This is a genomic window from Bradyrhizobium sp. SZCCHNR3119 (genome assembly GCF_032487775.1).
Classification (GTDB): domain Bacteria; phylum Pseudomonadota; class Alphaproteobacteria; order Rhizobiales; family Xanthobacteraceae; genus Bradyrhizobium.
This window is the reverse complement of the sequence record NZ_JAUEUV010000001.1, coordinates 2,841,148-2,860,632: the sequence shown is the minus strand read 5'-3', so window position 1 is coordinate 2,860,632 and position 19,485 is coordinate 2,841,148. Positions and strand designations below refer to the sequence as shown.

The 19,485-nt window shown below is 64.1% G+C and carries 18 protein-coding genes; 5 read left to right on the top strand and 13 right to left on the bottom strand.

Annotated features, from left to right (window positions below; genetic code table 11):
- Positions 1 to 69: 69 nt before the first annotated feature.
- From QX034_RS13335 to QX034_RS13315, 5 genes are all read right to left on the bottom strand, one after another.
- The gene (locus tag QX034_RS13335) at positions 70 to 852 is read right to left on the bottom strand and encodes a succinate dehydrogenase iron-sulfur subunit (protein ID WP_315702140.1); all 783 of its coding nucleotides are present in this window, start codon (positions 850 to 852) and stop codon (positions 70 to 72) included.
- A 48-nt stretch (positions 853 to 900) separates the two neighbouring features.
- The gene (gene sdhA, locus QX034_RS13330; RefSeq protein WP_315702141.1) at positions 901 to 2,736 is read right to left on the bottom strand and encodes a succinate dehydrogenase flavoprotein subunit; all 1,836 of its coding nucleotides are present in this window, start codon (positions 2,734 to 2,736) and stop codon (positions 901 to 903) included.
- Between the two features lie 3 nt (positions 2,737 to 2,739).
- Positions 2,740 to 3,114: a succinate dehydrogenase, hydrophobic membrane anchor protein gene (gene sdhD, locus QX034_RS13325; protein WP_315703131.1), complete on the bottom strand. Its 375-nt coding sequence runs from the start codon at positions 3,112 to 3,114 to the stop codon at positions 2,740 to 2,742.
- A gap of 20 nt (positions 3,115 to 3,134) precedes the next feature.
- Positions 3,135 to 3,533, bottom strand: a complete 399-nt coding sequence (gene sdhC / locus QX034_RS13320) for a succinate dehydrogenase, cytochrome b556 subunit (RefSeq protein ID WP_315702142.1) — start codon at positions 3,531 to 3,533, stop codon at positions 3,135 to 3,137.
- Positions 3,534 to 3,946: 413 nt separating this feature from the next.
- Positions 3,947 to 4,846 carry a LysR family transcriptional regulator gene (locus tag QX034_RS13315; RefSeq protein ID WP_315702143.1) on the bottom strand — a complete coding sequence of 300 codons (900 nt, stop codon included), beginning with the start codon at positions 4,844 to 4,846 and terminating at the stop codon, positions 3,947 to 3,949.
- A 127-nt stretch (positions 4,847 to 4,973) separates the two neighbouring features.
- On the opposite strand from QX034_RS13315, the gene QX034_RS13310 reads away from it, so the two are divergent.
- The gene (locus QX034_RS13310) at positions 4,974 to 5,834 is read left to right on the top strand and encodes a sulfite exporter TauE/SafE family protein (protein WP_315728070.1); all 861 of its coding nucleotides are present in this window, start codon (positions 4,974 to 4,976) and stop codon (positions 5,832 to 5,834) included.
- Between the two features lie 68 nt (positions 5,835 to 5,902).
- Here the strand turns inward: QX034_RS13310 and QX034_RS13305 are convergent, their stop codons facing one another.
- From QX034_RS13305 to QX034_RS13280, 6 genes are all read right to left on the bottom strand, one after another.
- A complete protein-coding gene (locus QX034_RS13305; RefSeq protein ID WP_315728073.1) occupies positions 5,903 to 7,429 on the bottom strand; it encodes a malonyl-CoA synthase in 1,527 nt (508 codons plus the stop codon).
- Positions 7,430 to 7,648: 219 nt separating this feature from the next.
- Positions 7,649 to 8,986: an argininosuccinate synthase gene (gene argG, locus QX034_RS13300; protein ID WP_315702146.1), complete on the bottom strand. Its 1,338-nt coding sequence runs from the start codon at positions 8,984 to 8,986 to the stop codon at positions 7,649 to 7,651.
- A 114-nt stretch (positions 8,987 to 9,100) separates the two neighbouring features.
- Positions 9,101 to 9,892 carry a phosphatase PAP2 family protein gene (locus tag QX034_RS13295; RefSeq protein ID WP_315702147.1) on the bottom strand — a complete coding sequence of 264 codons (792 nt, stop codon included), beginning with the start codon at positions 9,890 to 9,892 and terminating at the stop codon, positions 9,101 to 9,103.
- Between the two features lie 120 nt (positions 9,893 to 10,012).
- Entirely contained in the window at positions 10,013 to 10,498 is a 486-nt protein-coding gene (locus tag QX034_RS13290; protein ID WP_315728075.1) for a hypothetical protein, read from the bottom strand.
- Positions 10,499 to 10,624: 126 nt separating this feature from the next.
- Positions 10,625 to 11,836, bottom strand: a complete 1,212-nt coding sequence (gene rlmN, locus QX034_RS13285; RefSeq protein WP_315702149.1) for a 23S rRNA (adenine(2503)-C(2))-methyltransferase RlmN — start codon at positions 11,834 to 11,836, stop codon at positions 10,625 to 10,627.
- Between the two features lie 125 nt (positions 11,837 to 11,961).
- Positions 11,962 to 12,573 (bottom strand): invasion associated locus B family protein, encoded by a 612-nt coding sequence (locus QX034_RS13280; protein ID WP_315728077.1) that lies wholly within the window; start codon positions 12,571 to 12,573, stop codon positions 11,962 to 11,964.
- Between the two features lie 446 nt (positions 12,574 to 13,019).
- On the opposite strand from QX034_RS13280, the gene QX034_RS13275 reads away from it, so the two are divergent.
- The 3 genes from QX034_RS13275 to QX034_RS13265 all read left to right on the top strand — a co-directional run bounded on the left by QX034_RS13275 (position 13,020) and on the right by QX034_RS13265 (position 16,772).
- Positions 13,020 to 13,994 (top strand): NADPH:quinone oxidoreductase family protein, encoded by a 975-nt coding sequence (locus QX034_RS13275; RefSeq protein WP_315728079.1) that lies wholly within the window; start codon positions 13,020 to 13,022, stop codon positions 13,992 to 13,994.
- A 544-nt stretch (positions 13,995 to 14,538) separates the two neighbouring features.
- Complete coding sequence (locus QX034_RS13270) at positions 14,539 to 15,558, top strand: hypothetical protein (RefSeq protein WP_315702152.1); 1,020 nt, start codon at positions 14,539 to 14,541, stop codon at positions 15,556 to 15,558.
- Positions 15,559 to 15,626: 68 nt separating this feature from the next.
- Entirely contained in the window at positions 15,627 to 16,772 is a 1,146-nt protein-coding gene (locus tag QX034_RS13265; RefSeq protein WP_409977482.1) for a TAXI family TRAP transporter solute-binding subunit, read from the top strand.
- Between the two features lie 140 nt (positions 16,773 to 16,912).
- On the opposite strand, the gene QX034_RS13260 is transcribed toward QX034_RS13265, so the two are convergent.
- Together QX034_RS13260 and QX034_RS13255 are read right to left on the bottom strand one after the other, a co-directional pair.
- Entirely contained in the window at positions 16,913 to 17,311 is a 399-nt protein-coding gene (locus QX034_RS13260) for a YkvA family protein (RefSeq protein WP_315702154.1), read from the bottom strand.
- A 96-nt stretch (positions 17,312 to 17,407) separates the two neighbouring features.
- Positions 17,408 to 17,710, bottom strand: coding sequence for a 4a-hydroxytetrahydrobiopterin dehydratase (locus QX034_RS13255; protein WP_315702155.1), 303 nt, complete (start codon positions 17,708 to 17,710; stop codon positions 17,408 to 17,410).
- Positions 17,711 to 18,065: 355 nt separating this feature from the next.
- Between QX034_RS13255 and QX034_RS13250 the strand changes: the two genes are divergently transcribed.
- Complete coding sequence (locus QX034_RS13250) at positions 18,066 to 19,415, top strand: TAXI family TRAP transporter solute-binding subunit (protein ID WP_315703132.1); 1,350 nt, start codon at positions 18,066 to 18,068, stop codon at positions 19,413 to 19,415.
- The last annotated feature ends 70 nt before the right edge of the window (positions 19,416 to 19,485 follow it).

The following is a 19,485-nucleotide window of genomic DNA, read 5'->3' as shown; positions in this document are numbered from 1 at the left end:
AACCGGTAAATCGGCCAGGGCGCTGGTGTGATGAGGCTCCGAGGACGGAGCTCTGGTCTGGGCTGCGGCTTAGATCTGCCGCTCGACCAGCTTCAGCTTGAGTTCCGCAATCGCTTCGGCCGGGTTGAGGCCCTTCGGGCAGGCCTTGGCGCAGTTCATGATGGTGTGGCAGCGATAGAGGCGGAACGGATCCTCGAGATTGTCGAGACGCTCGCCGGTGGCCTCGTCGCGGCTGTCCTTGACCCAGCGGTTCGCCTGCAGCAGCGCCGCCGGTCCGAGATAGCGCTGGCTGTTCCACCAATAGCTCGGGCAGGAGGTCGAGCAGCAGGCGCAGAGGATGCACTCATAAAGGCCGTCGAGCTTCTCGCGGTCCTCATGGCTCTGTCGCCATTCCTTCTGCGGCGTCGGCGTAGTCGTCTTCAGCCAGGGCTCGATCGACGCGTATTGCGCATAGAAGTTGGTGAGATCGGGCACCAGGTCCTTCACCACCGGCTGATGCGGCAGCGGGTTGACCTTCACCGCGCTGTCCTTCACCTCGTGCATCGACTTGGTGCAGGCGAGCGTATTCTGGCCATCGATATTCATGGCGCAGGAGCCGCACACGCCCTCGCGGCAGGAGCGGCGGAAGGTCAGCGACGGATCGATGTGGTTCTTGATCCAGATCAGGCCGTCGAGCACCATCGGGCCGCAATCATTCACGTCGACGTAATAGGTGTCGATGCTCGGGTTTTTGCCGTCGTCCGGATTCCAGCGATACACCTTGAACTCGCGGACTTCGGTGGCGCCAGCCGGCTTCGGCCAGGTCTTGCCGCCGGTGATCTGCGAATTCTTCGGAAGTGCGAACTCAGCCATTTCGAAAGGCCTTCTTGGTTGTCCGGGATGTAATCAGTACGCGCGCGATCAATAGACCCGCGCCTTGGGCGGGATGTACTGCACATCGTTGGTCATGGTGTAGCTGTGCACGGGGCGGTAATCGATCGTGGTCTTGCCGTCCCGATCGATCCACACCAGGGTGTGCTTCATCCAGTTCTTGTCGTCGCGGTCCGGATAATCCTCGCGCGCATGCGCGCCGCGGCTCTCGGTGCGGTTGGCCGCCGAGTCCATCGTCACCACCGCCTGCGCGATCAGATTGTCGAACTCCAGGGTCTCGACCAGGTCGGAATTCCAGACCAGCGAGCGGTCCGAGATCGCGATGTCGCCGATGCCGCCATAGACCTTATGGATCAGGTTATGGCCTTCCTGCAGCACCTCGCCGGTGCGGAACACCGCGCAATTGTTCTGCATCACATGCTGCATGCTCTCGCGCAGCTTCGCGGTCGGAGTGCCGCCGGAGGCATAACGGAAGCGGTCAAGGCGCCCGAGCGCCTTGTCGGCCGAGTCCTTCGGCAGATCCGGCTGCTTGCCGTTGGCGGTGAGCTTCTCGGCGAGACGCAGCGCGGCAGCGCGGCCGAACACGACGAGGTCGATCAGCGAATTGGAGCCGAGACGGTTGGCACCGTGCACGGACACGCAGGCCGCTTCGCCGACGGCCATGAGGCCGGGCACCACGGCGTTGTCGTCGCCATCCTTCTTGGTCAGCACCTCGGCGTGATAGTTGGTCGGGATGCCACCCATGTTGTAGTGCACGGTCGGCACGATCGGGATCGGCTCGCGCGTGACGTCGACATTGGCGAAAATCTTCGCCGATTCGGAGATGCCGGGCAGACGCTCGGCCAGCACCTTCGGATCGAGATGGTCGAGATGCAGGAAGATGTGGTCCTTCTTCTTGCCGACGCCGCGGCCTTCGCGGATCTCGATGGTCATCGCCCGCGACACCACGTCGCGTGAGGCCAGGTCCTTGGCCGACGGCGCATAGCGCTCCATGAAGCGCTCGCCTTCGGCATTGACGAGGTAGCCGCCTTCGCCGCGAGCGCCCTCGGTGACCAGGCAGCCCGAACCATAAATGCCGGTCGGATGGAATTGCACGAACTCCATGTCCTGCAGCGGCAGGCCGGCACGCAGCGCCATCGCGCCGCCGTCGCCGGTGCAGGTGTGCGCCGAGGTGCAGGAGGCAAAGGCGCGGCCATAGCCGCCGGTCGCGAGAATGGTGGTCTGGGCGCGGAAACGGTGCAGAGTGCCGTCGTCGAGCTTGAGCGCGATCACGCCGCGGCAAGCCCCCTGATCGTCCATGATCAGGTCGATAGCGAAGAATTCGATGTAGAACTCGGCGGCATGGCGCAGCGCCTGGCCGTACATCGTGTGCAGCATGGCGTGACCGGTGCGGTCGGCGGCGGCGCAGGTGCGCTGCGCCTGGCCCTTGCCGTAATCCAAGGTCATGCCGCCGAACGGGCGCTGATAGATCTTGCCGTCCTCGGTGCGCGAAAACGGCACGCCCCAATGTTCGAGCTCGTAGACCGCCTCGGGCGCATTGCGCACCATGTATTCGATCGCATCCTGGTCGCCGAGCCAGTCCGACCCCTTGACGGTGTCGTACATGTGCCAACGCCAATCGTCCGGATGCATGTTGCCGAGCGAAGCGGAAATGCCGCCCTGTGCCGCCACCGTATGCGAGCGGGTCGGGAACACCTTGGTGATGCAGGCGGTGCGCAGGCCCGCCTCGCTGCAGCCGACCACGGCGCGCAAGCCGGCGCCGCCGGCGCCGATCACCACGACGTCGTAGGTATGATCCTCGATCGGATAGGCTTTCCCGTTCGTTGCGGGCGCGCCGTTCGCGCTGCCATTTGCACCGCCGGCCATAGGCTAGACTCCGGATGAAAGTTTGAAGATGGCGTAGATCGAGGCCAGGGCCACGGTCAGCGCGAAGAAGTTATTGGCCATGATCGCCACGAGCTTCAGCTGCTCGCTATGGACGTAGTCCTCGATCACCACCTGCATGCCGATCTTCATGTGCCAGCAGCTGGCGACGATGAAGAGCAGCATGATCATCGCGATCGGCAGCGAGCCGAGAATTTGCGCAGCACCCGCCTGGTTGCGGCCCAGCAGCATGATCACGATCACGACGATCGGAATGATCAGCAGCGTCATCGCCACTGCAGTGATGCGCTGGCGCCAGAAATCGCTGGTGCCGGAATGAGCCGCACCGAGATTGCGGACGCGGCCGAGCGGAGTCCGCATCGATTTTGTGCGTGCGTCGCTCATCGGCCGCCTCCCACCGCATAGGCCAGGATCCAGACCAGCACGGTCAGGAAGATGCCGCCGATCAGCGCGCCCCAGGTCAGCGCCTCGCGCTCGTTCGGCTTGAAGCCATAGCCGAGATCCCAGACGAAATGCCGGATACCGGAGAGCAGGTGGTGCAGCAACGCCCAGGTGAAGCCGAACACGATCAGCCGGCCGATGATGCTGGAGGTAAAGGCCTGCACGTAAGAATACGCGCTGGGCCCTGACGCCGCGGCGATCAGCCACCAAGCGAGCAGCAGGGTCCCGAAATAGAGCGCAACCCCGGTGGCGCGGTGGACGATCGACAAGATCATCGTCAACGTCCAGCGGTAGGTTTGCAGATGTGGGGAGAGAGGTCGTTCGATCCTGGCGTTCATTGTGCTTGATATATTCTTGTGGGCCGCAAGCAGCGCGCGCTTGTAAGCCCGTCGTGGATCGTGGAAGGCGGCCTTTATTTACGGAGTCGGAACAGCCAGCGCAACGATCAAATGGCCCAAAACCGAACCAGTGTTCAGTCCTACAGCTGCGAGCAGGTCGGGCGCCGCAGCGGGTCTTAAAAGAGACAATCCGCTCCGTGGTATACCAGACGGCGTGGGACCATCGCATGGAGCAACAGGAATTCACTTCTTTTGCGCGCATTCGGTGGAACGATCGGTTCGCAGTGCTCCACGCCAAGCCGCATCGCGCGCGAGATTCATTTCTTGCGCGGACGCGCTTGCCGCATCGGTTTCGGCCGTATGCACGAGGTTGCGATGATGCTCGCGCAACCCTGCTCTCAGTCAACAGCAGGTCAGAGCTCGCCAGAAGATCGCCAGCACGCGGCCAGATGATCCACCAGGGCTCGCGTCTTGGGGGCGCCGAGCCGCGCGGCCGGAAACACCAACTGCACGGGCGTGGGCGGCAGTTCGTACGCGGTCAGGATTCGCCGCAAGCGCCCGGTTTCGATGGCGTGCTTCACCTGCCAGGATGGCACCCGGGCGAGGCCGAGTCCCGCTGTCGCAGCCAACACCAGCGAGTCCAGGCTGTTGATCCAGAGCCGGCCTGATACGTGGATCTTCTGTTCGGCTCCATCCCGCACGCGGAAGCGCCAAACGGCGGCGCCCGGCGTGTCCGAGAATACCAGGCAATCGTGCCGGACCAGCTCGCGCGGCGACTGCGGCTCGCCGCGCCGGTCCAAATAGTCCGGCGCGGCGCAGACCACCATCGTGAGCTCGCCCAGCCGGTGCGCTATCAGCTGCGAATCCGGCAGACGTCCGATCCGGAGCGCGACGTGAATATCCTCCGCGAGGAGATCGACCGGGCGATCGAGCAGCAGCAGGTCGAGCGAGAGCTGCGGGTGGCGGCGCAGGAAGTCCGGCAGCACGGGCGCGATCAAGAGTCGTCCCATCAAGCTCGGCGCGCTCATGCGCAAGCGTCCCGTGAGCTGATGCTGGCTGGATGAGAGCGCCGCGTCGATCTCACGGACCTCGCTCAGGATCGTTTTGACCCGGTCGTAGAGCAGCCGCCCGGCATCGGTCAGCGCAAGCCGTCGCGTCGTCCGCAGCAACAGCTGCGTGCCGTAATGCGCTTCCAGCCACGCGACCTGTCGGCTGACCGATGTCAGCGAGGCGTGAGCGGCGCGGGCCGCGCCGGACAGGCTGCCGGCCTCCACGACATTCACGAAGGTCGCCATCGCCGAAAGCTGATCCACGCGTCATCCTTCCGCAATCTGCAAGAGAGCTGACCGGATTTGCCGGATACTCCCTGCATGCGGAAGAGTCTACATCGCGCTCCTGCGTTCTCTCATCCGTCCCCAGCGCCAGGATACGTCGTCGCACATGCCGGTTGCAGTCGATATCGGCGGGCTCGTCGAGCTCGCGCTCGCTCTCATCCTGGTCGGCGCGCTGTCCGGATTCCTCGCCGGCCTGTTCGGCATCGGCGGCGGCGCGATCCTGGTGCCAGTGCTCTACGAATGCTTCCGCATCGCCGGCGTCCCGCTCGAAGTGCGCATGCCGCTCTGCGTCGGCACCTCGCTGGCCATCATCATTCCAACCGCAATCCGCTCCTTTCGCGCCCATCATGCGCGCGGCGCAGTCGACCTCGCCGTGGTCCGCGCCTGGGCGGTACCGATCATCCTTGGCGTGATCGGCGGCAGCGTCATCGCCCGCTACGCGCCCGAGCGGCTGTTCAAGATCGTCTTTGTTGCCGTCGCATGGTCGGCCGCAGCGCGGCTGATCCTGGCCCGCGAGAACTGGAAACTCGGCGATAAATTGCCACGCGGCGGCCTGATGCAGCTTTATGGGCTCGCGGTCGGCGTCTTGTCGACCTTGATGGGGATCGGCGGCGGCCTGTTCTCGAACCTGCTGATGACCTTCTACGGCCGCCCCATTCATCAGGCGGTGGCGACATCGTCGGCGCTCGCGGTGCTGATCTCGATCCCCGGCGCATTAGGCTACATCTATGCCGGCTGGCCGGCAGCCGCGCGCTATCCCGACGTGATGGCGCTGCAGCTGCCGTTCGCGATCGGCTATGTTTCCCTGATCGGCGCGATTCTGGTGATGCCGCTCAGCCTGTTCACCGCGCCGGTTGGCGTACGCGTGGCGCATGCAATGGGCAAACGCATGCTGGAGGCGGCGTTCGGCTGCTATCTGTTCATCGTCGGCAGCCGGTTCGTGATCAGCCTGGTGTCAGGGCAATAACGAACTCCGCGCTCGCCCCGGCCTTGCCTGTCCTCCGTAGCGCGCAGAGCGTTCGCCGGGACGACATGTCACTTCGTATAGATATCCTTGTACTGGTCGCGCAGCACGTTCTTCTGCACCTTGCTCATCGTGTTGCGCGGCAGCTCGTTCACGATGAAGACGCGCTTGGGCATCTTGAACTTGGCGAGCCGTCCGTCGAGCCCCTTCAGCACGCTGGCCTCGGTCACATCCGCGTCCGCATGGCGCACCACCACCGCGGTGACGCCCTCGCCGAAATCGGGATGCGGCACGCCGATCACGGCCGATTCCACCACGCCCGGCATGGCATCGATCTCGCTCTCGATCTCCTTCGGATAGACGTTGAAGCCGCCCGAGATCACGAGGTCCTTGCCGCGCCCGACGATGTGGACGTAGCCCTTGGGATCGATCTTGCCGAGATCGCCGGTGATGAAGAAGCCGTCGTCACGGAATTCCGACTTGGTCTTCTCCGGCATCCGCCAATAGCCCTTGAAGACGTTCGGCCCCTTGACCTCGATCATGCCGATCTCGTCGCGGGCAAGCTCCTTGCCGGTTTCGGGATCGGCGACACGCACGGAGACGCCGGGCAGCGGGAAGCCGACCGCGCCGGGCACGCGCTCGCCGTCGTAAGGATTTGACGTATTCATATTGGTTTCGGTCATGCCGTAGCGTTCGAGCACGGCGTGGCCGGTGCGTGCGAACCATTCGCGATGGGTGTCGGCCAGCAGCGGCGCCGAGCCCGACACGAAGAGACGCATATGCCTGGTGGTCTCTTTGTTCAGATGCGGGTTCTGCAACAAGCGGGTGTAGAAAGTCGGCACGCCCATCAGCACGGTCGAGCGCGCCATCAGCTTGATGATCAGTTCGGGATCGAGCTTGGGCAGGAAGATCATCGAGGCCCGCGCAAACAGCGTGACGTTGCTCGCCACGAACAGGCCGTGAGTGTGATAGATCGGCAGCGCGTGGATCAGCACGTCGTCCTTGGTGAAGCGCCAGTAGTCGACCAGGGTGAGCGAGTTCGACGCCAGATTATCATGGCTCAGCATGGCGCCCTTGGAGCGGCCGGTGGTGCCGGACGTGTAGAGGATTGCCGCCAGGTCGTCGTTCGTCCGCGGCACGGTTGCGAACGCGCTGTCGGCCTTGTCCGCCGCCTCCGTCAGCGAGCCCTTGCCGCTCGCATCCAGCGTCTCGACCTTGGCGCCGACCTTGGCCGCAAGCGACGCGATGCCCTCTTCCTTCGACGGATCGCAGACCACCACCGTCGGCTCGGCGTCAGAGATGAAATAATCGAGCTCGTTCAGCGTGTAGGCGGTGTTGAGCGGCAAATAGACGCCGCCGGCGCGCACGGTCGCGAGATAGAGCACGAGGTTCTCGACGGACTTCTCGACCTGGACCGCGACCCGGTCGCCGGGCTTGACGCCGCGCGCCGCCAGGACGTTCGCCATCTGACCGGCGCGTGCGATCAGGTCGCTATAGGTGATCCGGCCGCCGTCCTGGGTTTCGATCGCAAGCCGGCTCGGATCGTCGAGTGTGTCGAACAGGCGGGAGAACAGGTTGGCGTTGGCAGCTTGGTTCATGCAACATTCCCCTGGAGCACGATCCGGAACAGCGACGGCCGGTTGCTCGGAAACATCATGCTCGACGATAGCGACGATAGCCGGGATGGCTGCCCCGAGCCTCGCGGTCGGGACGAGGCTGCAATAGCAAAAACGCCCTTTCGAAGGCAACGGAGACGGCCGGCCGAAATGTCGCGAAAGCGAATCCGACCACCCGGCCGGGTCGACACATCCGTCGTCTCAGTCCTTATCGCTTTCGAGCTGGAAGATCTGAGAACCGTCTCGGTTTGAGATCAGCCCCGTCTCTGCGTAGAGGTTGAGCTTGGTGCGGGTATCGGCGATGTCGAGGTTACGCATGGTCAGCTGGCCGATGCGGTCGGCCGGCGTGAACGCCGCGTCTTCGACCTTCTCCATGCTCAGCCGCTCGGGCTGATAGGTCAGGTTGGGGCTTTCGGTGTTCAGGATCGAATAGTCGTTGCCCCGGCGCAGTTCGAGCGTCACCTCGCCGGTGATGGCGCGCGCCACCCAGCGCTGGGCGGTCTCGCGCAGCATCAAGGCTTGCGAGTCGAACCAGCGTCCCTGATAGAGCAGCCGGCCGAGACGCATGCCGCTGATCCGATACTGCTCGATCGTATCCTCGTTGTGGATGCCGGTGACCAGGCGCTCATAGGCGATGTGCAGCAGCGCCATGCCGGGCGCTTCATAGATGCCGCGGCTTTTCGCCTCGATGATCCGGTTCTCGATCTGGTCGCTCATGCCGAGACCGTGACGACCGCCGATGGCATTGGCCTCGAGGAACAATGCGACCGGATCGGTGAAGGATTGGCCGTTCAGCGCGACCGGTTGGCCCTCCTCGAAACGCACGGTGACCGTCTCGGGCTTGACGACGCAATCGTCGCGCCAGAACGGCACGCCCATGATCGGATTGACGATCCGGATGCCACTGTCGAGATGTTCGAGATCCTTGGCCTCATGCGTGGCGCCGAGCAGATTGCTATCGGTCGAATAGGCCTTCTCGGCACTCATCTTGTAGGCGAAGCCATTGGCGGTCAGGAACGCCGACATCTCCGCGCGGCCACCGAGCTCATCGATGAACTGCTGATCGAGCCAGGGCTTGTAGATCCTCAGATTCGGATTGGTCAGCAAGCCGTAGCGATAGAACCGCTCGATGTCGTTGCCTTTATAGGTGGAGCCGTCGCCCCAGATGTTGACGCCATCTTCCTTCATGGCCGCGACCAGCATCGTACCGGTGACGGCGCGGCCGAGCGGCGTGGTGTTGAAATAGGTCAGGCCGCCGGTCGAGATATGGAACGCGCCGGATTGAATGGCGGCGATGCCCTCATGGACCAGTTGGGTGCGGCAATCCACGAGCCGGGCCTTCTCGGCGCCGAAGCTGAGCGCCTTGCGCGGGATCTCGTCGTAATCGGCCTCATCGGGCTGGCCGAGATTGGCGGTGTAGGCGAAGCAGCGGGCGCCCTTCAGCTTCATCCACAACAGCGCCGCACTGGTGTCGAGACCGCCCGAGAACGCAATGCCGACTTTTTCCCCTGTGGGCAGGCTTTTCAGGATCGTACTCATGGAGCTTCCAATCGGTCGTAGGTGCTGGTGCATCTGGTGCGGCGCTTCAAGTTGCCGCGAATATCAAATTTCCCAAGCTTGGGCACGGGTTTTTGGGCAGGCACCGATAGCGGGCTACCCCGCTCGAGCCGCAGGGCTGGTCCCGGCGGCGCGACGGCGGCGCACCAGCCGCAGCATCAGCCGGTAGCCGGGCCAGGCGAGGCGGGTCAGCGACGCATCGATGGCCTCGTCGGACAGGCGCGTGGACGGCCAGCGGTAAATGTAGCCGTGCAAGAGCCAGATCACGAGGAAGGTCACGAGACCGGCGGCGGCGACATCGGTGAAGAAATGCCCGCCAAAGGCCATGCGCAGCCCCGAGGTGACGAGCCCGAACACGGCCGCCGCGGCGTAGGCGATCGGGCGCACCGCAGGCGGGGTCAAGGCGGCCGGCGCCAGTGTCCAGAACGCGGTCGCGCCCTCGCCGGAGAAGAACGAGCAATTACGACCGCAACCGCCGCGCGGATCCCACCATGGCACGAAGGGCAGGTCCCCGCCGAACTCGGTCACCACCACCGGGCGCGGCCGGCCCCAATAGGATTTGAAGGTGGCGTTGGCGAGTACGATGGCCGACAGCGACAAGGTCAGCAACAGGAACGCGATGGTACGGCCCTTCACCAGCAGCGGCCGATCGGGCCGGATGAACTTCACCACCAGCGCAACGATGGAGGGAAGCGCGATCGCCCAGGCGATCCACATCGCGCCGTCACGCGCGAACGACGCATAGCCGTTGAGCTTCAGCGGAAATGCGTGCGTGACGGGATCATAGAACAGCGCGGCGAGCTTGAGGTCGAGCTCGGGATAGATCCCGAACACGATCCCGATGACGAGCGCGAGCGACAGTGCGACGAAAAGTCCGGTCCGGTTCATGGCGCGCGGTTTAGCCGACAACGTGAAAGGTGGAAAGCTCCACCGTTGTTCCGCGACGACCCCAACAGCCGACCCCGGAATCGCGGGATTTCGGGCTCGATGCCCCGGAATGACGGATGTTCACCGCACCGAGCCCGACGGCAAGGGCGGCGACGGCGGCAGCTGCCGCGGCGGTTCGCGCCAGGCGCCCGCGTTGCGACCGGCGATCAGCCAGTAGACGAGGCCGCCGACGATGCCGGCGCCGGTCAGGATCTCCAGGTGCCGCCGCACGATGCCTTCGAATTGGAACGTGTCCGGATCGAACGGAACCAGGCCGAGATAGCAGGCCGCACCGACCACGCCGCCGCCGATCGCGTAAGCCAGCACGCTGCGGATCGAGAATGCCTCCGTGATCAACGCGATCAGCATCGCCGGGAGCAGGGCGAAACCGGAGACGAAGATGAAGCCGAAGCCGATGATCACGTTCAGCGCACCCTGGTCGATCGGGCCCTCGCCAAGGTCGGAGAACTCCGGAAACAGGATCGCGATCACGACGATCAGCCCCGCAACGAAGCACGCGGCCAGGAAGGCGAACGCGATCACGAACAGGCGGCCGATCAGCGCCATGTTAGGCCCTCCCAACCGCAGTCATTGCGAGGAGCGTCAGCAACGAAGCAATCCAGCATCACTCGTGCGGTCCTGGATTGCTTCGCTTCGCTCGCAACGACGTACGTTTGGCATCTGACATTTACACTAATCGGTCATCGCCATGGCGCGCAGCGCCTGGCGTTCGCGCGCCGACAGTTTTTCCGTCTCCGATTTCAGCTGGCCGCAGGCGGCGAGAATGTCGCGGCCGCGCGGGGTGCGCACCGGCGAGGAATAGCCGGCGTTGAAGACATACTCCGAGAATTTCTCGATCTGCTCCCAATCCGAGCATTCGTAGCGCGAGCCGGGCCAGGGATTGAACGGGATCAGATTGATCTTGGCCGGGATGCCCTTGAGCAGCTTGACCAGGAGCTTGGCGTCGTCGAGCGAATCGTTGACGCCCTTGAGCATCACATATTCGAAGGTGATGCGCCGCGCATTCGAGGCGCCGGGATAGTCGCGGCAGGCCTGCAGCAGTTCGGCGATCGGGTACTTGCGATTGAGCGGCACCAGTTCGTTGCGGAGTTCGTCGCGCACCGCGTGCAGCGAGATCGCGAGCATGACGCCGATCTCCTCGCCGGCCCGAGCGATGTTGGGCACCACGCCGGAGGTCGACAGCGTGATGCGGCGACGAGAGATGCCGATGCCTTCGTTGTCCGAGACGATCAGCAGCGCGTCGCGCACCGCGTCGAAATTATAGAGCGGCTCGCCCATCCCCATCATCACGACATTGGTGACGAGCCTGTTGCCGTGCGGCGTCTCACGATCGGCCCAATCGTTGAGCCGGTCGCGCGCCACCATCACCTGGCCGACGATCTCGCCTGCGGTGAGATTGCGCACCAGGCGCTGCGTGCCGGTGTGGCAGAATGCGCAGTTCAAGGTACAGCCGACCTGCGATGAGACGCAGAGCGTGCCGCGGTCGGTCTCGGGGATGTAGACGCACTCGACTTCATGCGCCTTCTGCAAGGCATCGCCGCTCGGCAGCCGCAACAGCCATTTGCGGGTGCCGTCGTTGGAGATCTGCTCGGCGACCACTTCGGGACGGTCGACCGTGAACCGCTCGGCCAAGCCGGTCCGCGTCTCCTTGGACACGGAGGTCATCTCGTCGAAGGATCTCGCCCCGCGGAAGTAGATCCAGTGCCACAGCTGCTGCACCCGCATCTTCTGCTGCCGCGGCGGCACGCCGATCTCGCCCAGGCGCTCCGCAAGCTCCGCGCGCGACAGGCCGATCAGCGACGGCTTGGCCGGCGGCACGTAGGTTTCGAGCGGCGTTTTTTCGAGGGGCGCGGCGGTCCCGCGCAACTCGGCGGTCGATGACATCAGAAAGGACCCAAATGCTGTGCCCCAGCCCCGGGCTGACGGCCGGAGGCGCGAGCCCCCATATCGGCCCTATATAGCAAGCTTCGCTGCAATTGCGACCGGAACCGGCAAGGTTCGATGGACCTTTACCGCTTGCAATCCTGCGCGATGCGGTCGAGCGCCTGTGAGAGCCCCTTCAGCGAGAAGGTATCCACCGTCTCGGTGCCCTTGGCCGAGACCGCCTTGACGACGGCATCCGGGGCGCGGCGCATCGCTTCCACCAAGCGCTCCTCTTCCGCCGCGTTCTTGATCCATAGCCCGTCGCCTTGGGTGTACATCGCGTAGGACGCGCCGCCGACCTCCAGCGTGGAATCCGAGCCGGGTTTCGCGGCATAGCCGATCATGATCGAGACCTCGTTGAAGACCTTCTCGGACGGCCGCGACGAGACGAAGGCATAGGCCGGATCGCGCGGCCGGTTCGGCGGGCTGGTTTTGGATGAGGTCGGCTTGGCGAGCGCGAAGCAGACCTTCTTACCGGCTGGCGCTGCCGTATAGGCGCCCCAGCTTCCGAACTGGCCGATCAAGGTCGGCTCGGCCCCACCCACATTGGGTACGGCCGTCTTCGCCTCCTGCTTCGGCGCCACCTTGGGAGCCGCCTTCGGCGCTTTGGGCGCCCCGCTCTGCGCCACCGCAAGATTCGGAACGCCGAACACGAGCACGCCGGCGGCCAGCGCTGTCAGTCCTCGTCCAAAAAACATGATGAGAGTACTTCCCCCTGGTGCCCCGACTCCGAAGTTCGCACCATAGTATATAATACCGCGCCGTCTTCGTTTGCGAACGTCTGAAATAGCAGAGCCCTAGCAAAGCATGAACAACTGCGGCTTTGAATTGGAAGCTCCGATGACGAGCGTGCAGAAGCAGCGATCAGAACTTCAAATTCGTCATAGGCCGCGGTGGTTCCATCAATATTGTGACTGGAAGATGGCCCCGCCGGCGCGTTCACGCGAAGCAATTTACAACTTCAACGGGAATCCGTCGCCGGGGAATTCAGATTGTGGCGCGGCAGCAAATCCGGCATGAGCACTGCCAAGCGAGCTCCCTGTTCGGACAGCGGCCCGGCAGCTTTGCCGCCGAACCGTCAGCATCGGAAAGCGGGAGGCGCGCGGACCAAGAGGATCCAATAACAAGAACGTCAGGAGCGCTCATGAAAGCCATTCTCTGTTCCCAATTCTGCCAGCCGGATGATCTCGTGCTTGCCGACATTCCTGATCCCGTGGCGGGCCCCGGCGAGGCGGTGATCGCGATCAAGGCCGCTGCGCTGAATTTCTTCGATATCCTGATGATTCAGGGCAAGTATCAGGTCAAGCCGCCCTTTCCGTTTTCGCCGGGCGCCGAAGTCGCGGGCGTGATCGAGAGCGTCGGCGAAGGCGTCACCGATCTCAAGGTCGGCGATCGCGTGATGGCGTCGTGCGGTCACAACGGCGCGCGGGAAAAGATCGCGCTGCCGGCGGAAGCGATCGTGAAGATTCCCGACAATCTCGACTTCGACCGCGCTGCGGGCATCATCATCGTCTACGGCACGGCGCTGCATGCGCTGGACGACCGCGCAAGGGCGCAGCCCGGCGAAACGCTGGCCGTGCTCGGCGCCGCCGGCGGCACCGGCCTTGCCGCCTGCGAACTCGGCAGACTGATGGGCTTGAAGGTCATTGCGTGCGCCTCCAGCGACGAGAAACTGGCTTTCGCCAAGGCGCATGGCGCCGAGCTCACCTTGAACTACGCCAAGGAGGATCTGAAGGAAGGCCTGCGCCGCCTGACCAACGGCAAGGGTGCCGATATCATCTTCGATCCGGTCGGAGGCGCCTACGCCGAAGCCGCGCTGCGCTCGATCGCGTGGGAAGGCCGCTTTCTGGTGATCGGCTTTGCTGCGGGCGAGATTCCGAAGATGCCGCTCAACCTCGCGCTCTTGAAGGGTTGCGATATCCGCGGCGTGTTCTGGGGCGCCTGGACCCGCATCAACCCTGCCAAGCATCGCGCCAATCTCGAGAAGCTCGCGCAGTGGACCGCTGACGGCAAGCTGTCGTCCCATGTCGATCGCGTCTTCCCGCTAGCGCAGACGGCCGATGCGTTGAAGGTGCTCGGCGGCCGTCAGGCCATGGGCAAGGTCATCCTGCATCCTTGACGGCGGCGGCGAATGCGGAAGCGGCGTTCTCGGCACGAGCCCGGGCGCCGGCAATTTGGTCGACAGCGTGGCGCGCACTTTGCGCCACGCGCCACGACCTCGTCACATTCGGCAGGGCCGCATTCTCCCGCGTAAAACCTTCGCGTGCATCTTGTATATAATGCTAAGCGGGAGATGTATCCGACGGTGCAACAATGCCACAACCGCCGATAAATCGACATGGGCCGAAATCAATTTGCCGACCAAAATCGAAAACCGCGCATCCAAGAACAACTACAACCAAAAAAAATTGTGGCACGGTTAATTCGACCACTTAGTTACTGTTCTACTTAAGATTCCGACTTCTTCTTCTCGCCGATTTGCTGGCCTTTGCCGCGGCCAAATCAAGAAATCTCCAGATTCACGCCAAACCCGTCCACTTTTGGGCTGATTCGGATAGTCAATTAGTTCAAGGCAAATGGGGTGCCTCCGGCAAAATGCGACTGGCCCTGAGAGCTGACAACTCGGGGCCACAATTGTTGCGTGAAGATGATGGGGAACAGCTATGGGTGAGCGTAGGAGCTACGGTCGGTCACACGACGGAGTTTCAGGTAGTCCCGACTTCAGGCCCTTTCCAGAAGAGGCTGCGCAAGAACGCTCGCAGGTCTACCGTTTCGGACGATCGACTCAGGACAGCTATCCCTCCGACGAGTCGATGCCGATGTTCTTGTCCGACTACGACAATGAACAGGACGGGACGGAATTCGCCTATGAGGAGCACTGGCCGGCGCGCCGGCGGCGCCCATCCATATCGTCACGGATCCTGCTTGCGGTCGTCGCCGCAGCCGGCGTGGCGATGGTGTTCGCGCTGGTCACGTCGGACGCGACGCGCGACCTGATCGCCACCGCCAAGGCCTCGATCATCGGCGCGCCCGCCGATCCGACCGCACCGCCGCAGCCCGCTGACACGCAATTGACCGCGCGCGACCTGCAGCTGAACGAGCCGGCCAGGGTCCCGCCCGCGCCGGCCCCGGTCGCCAGCCCGGTGCAGACCGCCTCCGTCGCGCCGAGCCGGGAAGACATCGCCAACGCCTACCAGGCCGCGCTGCAGAACCGCGCCGCTGTCGACCCCGCGGTCACGACACCGCAGCCGGCACCCGCCGCGCCGCCTCCGGCAGCGACACCGGCCGTCACCGCGCCCAATTCGATCACCGCGCCGGGCGCGGCGACTGCGATCGTGGCACCGGCCATCGTCGGGCCATCCATCTCCACGCCGATGCAGTCGCAGCAACCCAAGGCGCGGCGCATGGATCCCGACGAACTCGCCGGCATCATGAAGCGCGCCAAGAGCCTATTGGCGGCCGGCGACATCCCGGCCGCGCGCCTGCTGCTCGAGCGTGCTGCCGACGCCCAAGAGGCCGGCGCCGCGCTGATGTTGGCGCAGACCTACGACGCTCAGGTGCTGGGGACGAGCGACGTGCGCAACATCAATGCCGATCCGGCGGCAGCGCGCACCTGGTATCGCCGTGCAGCGCAGCTCGGCTCGGCCGAGGCGCAGCGGCGGCTCGATCAATTGCAGAATTAAGTTCAGATTTTTTCAAGGCAGGGGAACACATGACACCTTTCAGCAGGCTGGCAGCACTTGCTGCCATCATGACGATGGGCGCGTTCAGCGCCCAGGCGGCGGACGAGTATGATCCCGCCAAAGTCAGCGACAGTCTCAAGGCCGTCTTCCAGTTCGGTTCGAACCAGACCAAGCAGGCCCTTAACGCCAATACAGTGACGATGATCACCGGTACCATCGGCGGCACCTATGTGCAGTTCGGTGCCGACCTCGCCTCCGTGCTCGACGACGGCAACAAGCTGCGCGTGCTGCCGATCGTCGGCCGCGGCTCGGTGCAGAGCGTCGCCGACATTCTGTTCCTGCAGGGGGTGGATCTCGGCGTGGTGCGTGCCGACACGCTCGACTATCTCGAGCGCAAGGGCTTCGCGCACGACATCAAGAAGCAATTCACCTATGTGACCAAGCTCTACAATGAAGAGATGCAGGTGATCGCGCCGCTCGCGATCCGCAATCTGCGCGATCTCGACGGCAAGCGGGTCAGCGTCGACCTGCCCGATGGCGGCACCTTCGTCACCGCCTTGACCACGTTCGAACGGCTCGGGCTCAATGCCTCCAACTTCCGCTACATCGAACAGCGCATCGCGATGGAGAAGCTGAAGAAGGGCGAGCTCGATGCGGTGATCGTGGTCGGCGGCAAGCCGTACAAGTCGGTCAGCAATTTCGTCAACGACGGCGGTCGCTTCCATCTGGTGAACGTCGATTATGACCGACCGCTGCAAACCGACTACCTGCCGGCAACGCTCACGTCGAAGGATTATCCGAACCTGATCGCCGAAGGCGACAAGGTCGACACCATCGCCGTACCGGCGGTGCTCGCCGCCTACAACTGGGCGCCCAACACCGACCGCTATCGCAAACTGTCGCTGTTCGTCGACGCCTTCTTCGCCAAGTTTCCGAGCTTCCAGAAGCCGCCCTTCCATCCGAAGTGGAAGGAGGTCTCGCTGTCGGCGCCGCTGGCGGGCTGGCAACGCTTCCCCTATGCCAAGCAGTGGCTGGAGACCCATTCGTTCGAAAGTTCGGGTGCGGCGCGCGACCGCTTCGACGATTTCGTGAAGCAGAGCGACGCCGGCAAGGGCCTGCAGAGCGAGGCCGATCGCGAGGCCCTGTTCAAGCAGTTCCAGGCCTGGGAGGCCGAGCGGAACGGCAGCCCGCGGACGCAGACGCGGCAGCGCTGAGGCTGTAGCCGATCAGCTGCTCAAGCAAACAAAAGCCCCGCGGTCATGCCGCGGGGCTTTTCTCTTGCGTTATTCTCACGCGCACATCGCGTGACCTCGGCGGACGCCACGTGCCGTGCACTGGTGCCGCCACCGGACAGCTAATCGGCCTTGTCCTCTTCATCCCCCTCCAGCCCACGCTTCAGCGCGGCGCGTGCGGCGGCGCGATGATCGGGGGTGATGTGCGAGGCGACCATGCGGATGGCCGTGGCGAGCACGGCCGCATCGTCGGTGAAGCCGAGCACCGGCATCACGTCCGGAATGAAATCGAACGGCAGGATGAAATAGGCGATGGCGCCGAGCAGCGCGGCCTGGACGTGACGCGGCGTCTCACTGTCGAACGCGCAGTAATAGGCGGCGAGCAGGTCTTCGGCGAAGGGCAGCTTCGCCATCACCCGCTTGAACTTGGTCCAGAACCTGCGGCGCACGCTCTCGCGATCGCGCGCGAGGCGGTCGGCCGGTTCGAAACCCACAGTATAGTCGGTGGTGTCGGATGCCACGTTTGGCTCCCCTCGTGCCGCGATCCTAGCGGCCTGCCGCCACAAGATGTGGGGATGGCTCCGCGACCCGCAAGCCAGATAAGGGAGGAGAGCACATTATGCGCCCATCTGCGCTGCGATCGCATCCATCGCCTTGGCCAGTTCGATATCCAGCTTCGTGACGCCGCCGGCGTCGTGTGTCGCCAGCACCACCTCGACGGTACGGTAGACATTGCGCCATTCCGGATGATGGTCGCGCTTCTCGGCCACCAGCGCGACGCGGCACATGAAGCCGAAGGCCGCGTTGAAATCCTTGAAAGTGAAGGTTCGCCTGATCGCGTCGCGGCCGTCCAGTTCGGTCCAGCCGGAAAGCTCGCCTAGGGCCGCGGCTCGCGCCTCGGCCGACAATCGCTCCGCCATGATCGCCTCCTCTCGCTAACGTTCCGCTGATCGGACCCGCCGCCCTGCCATCGGCCTGCCCGGTATGGCCATACTGTCCGCCCTCGCGCCCGCCGTCGCAAGGGGAACCTTCCCGACATCGATCCCAAACCATGCATTCGCATCGTTCGCGGAACCGATCCCGCCGGTCGAGCCCAGCGCATCTCGGTAACCATGACGCAGATGTAACCCTCTTCAGGCAAGATATTTGCTACAAGTTTGGCCTAGCGGCTCGGAACCAGACCCATCGGCGACTGTCGCCAGCGCGATCATGGGAGGATTGGACCTGGTGGAAGCTCAGATCCCGACAAAACCGCGCTCGCCGGTCCGCCCCGTCGTGTTCATCGTCGTCGCCGGAATCCTGGCGATCGTCGGCGCGCTTATCGGCGGCTATTACTTTGCGATGCGCCCGGTGCCGCTGAAGATCGCCGTCGGTCCTCCCAACAGCGACGATCTCAGGGTGGTGCAGGCGCTGACCCAGGCGTTTTCGCAAAATCACGGCTATGTCCGCTTGCGTCCGGTGCAGACCGAGGGCGCCGCCGAAAGCGCGCAGGCGCTCGCCGAAGGCAAGGTCGATCTCGCCATCATCCGCGGCGACCTCAACGTTCCGAAGAACGCGCAGGCCGTGGCAACGCTGCGCAAGAACGTCGCGGTGCTATGGGTGCCGCCGGCCAAGGGCCGGAGGAAGGGCGCGAAGATCACCAAGATTTCGCAGCTCGCCGGCCGCAAGATCGGCGTCATCGGCCGCACTCCGGCCAACGTCAATCTGCTCAAGGTGATCCTGCAGCAATATGGCGTCGATCCCGGCAAGGTCGATATCCTGCAATTCCCGATCACCGAGGCCATCGACGCGGTGCGCAGTCAGAAAGCCGACGTCTGGCTGGCTGCGGGACCTGTCAACAGCAAGATCACGACGGAGGCGATCGCAGCCTCCACCAAGGATGGCGGCACACCGACCTTCCTTGCGATCGATTCTGCGGAAGCGATCGCGCAGAATCATCCGGAATATGAAGCGGCCGACATCCCGGCCGGCGCCTTCGGCGGCTCGCCCGACCGGCCCGAGGACGAGGTGAAGACGATCAGCTTCAACCACCACATCGTGGCGCGCAAAGGCTTGGCGGAATCGACCGTCTCCGCCTTCGCCCGCCAGCTGTTTTCGGTGCGCCAGCAGCTGATGTCGGAATTCCCGTTGGCTGCGAAGATCGAGACCCCCGACACCGACAAGGACGCCGCGATCCCAGTGCATCCGGGAGCGGCCGCCTTTGTCGACGGCGAGGAGAAGACCTTCCTCGACCGCTACAGCGATTACATCTGGTGGAGCCTGATGGCGCTCTCGGCGATGGGCTCGATCGGTGCCTGGTTCGCCGGCTATCTGAAGAAGGACGAGCGGTTCATCAACAGTTCGATGCGTGACCGGCTGCTCGAAATGATCACGATCGCGCGCAAGAGCGATTCCCCCGAAGAGCTCGACAACATGCAGAGCGAAGCCGACGACATCCTGCGCAACACGCTTGCCTGTTTCGAGGATGGCGCGATCGAGCACGCCGCGCTCACCGCCTTCAACATCGCGCTCGAGCAGTTCCACAATGCGGTCGCCGACCGCAAGCTGATCCTGATGAGCATGCCGCAGACCCCGCCGCGCGCCGGCACCGGCAACGGTCCCCAATTGCGCGCGACCGGCACCTGATACCAAGGCAAGTCCAGCCGCGATGCAACGCTGGCGCTTCACCGCCAGCCGACGTCAGCTTCGTGGACCG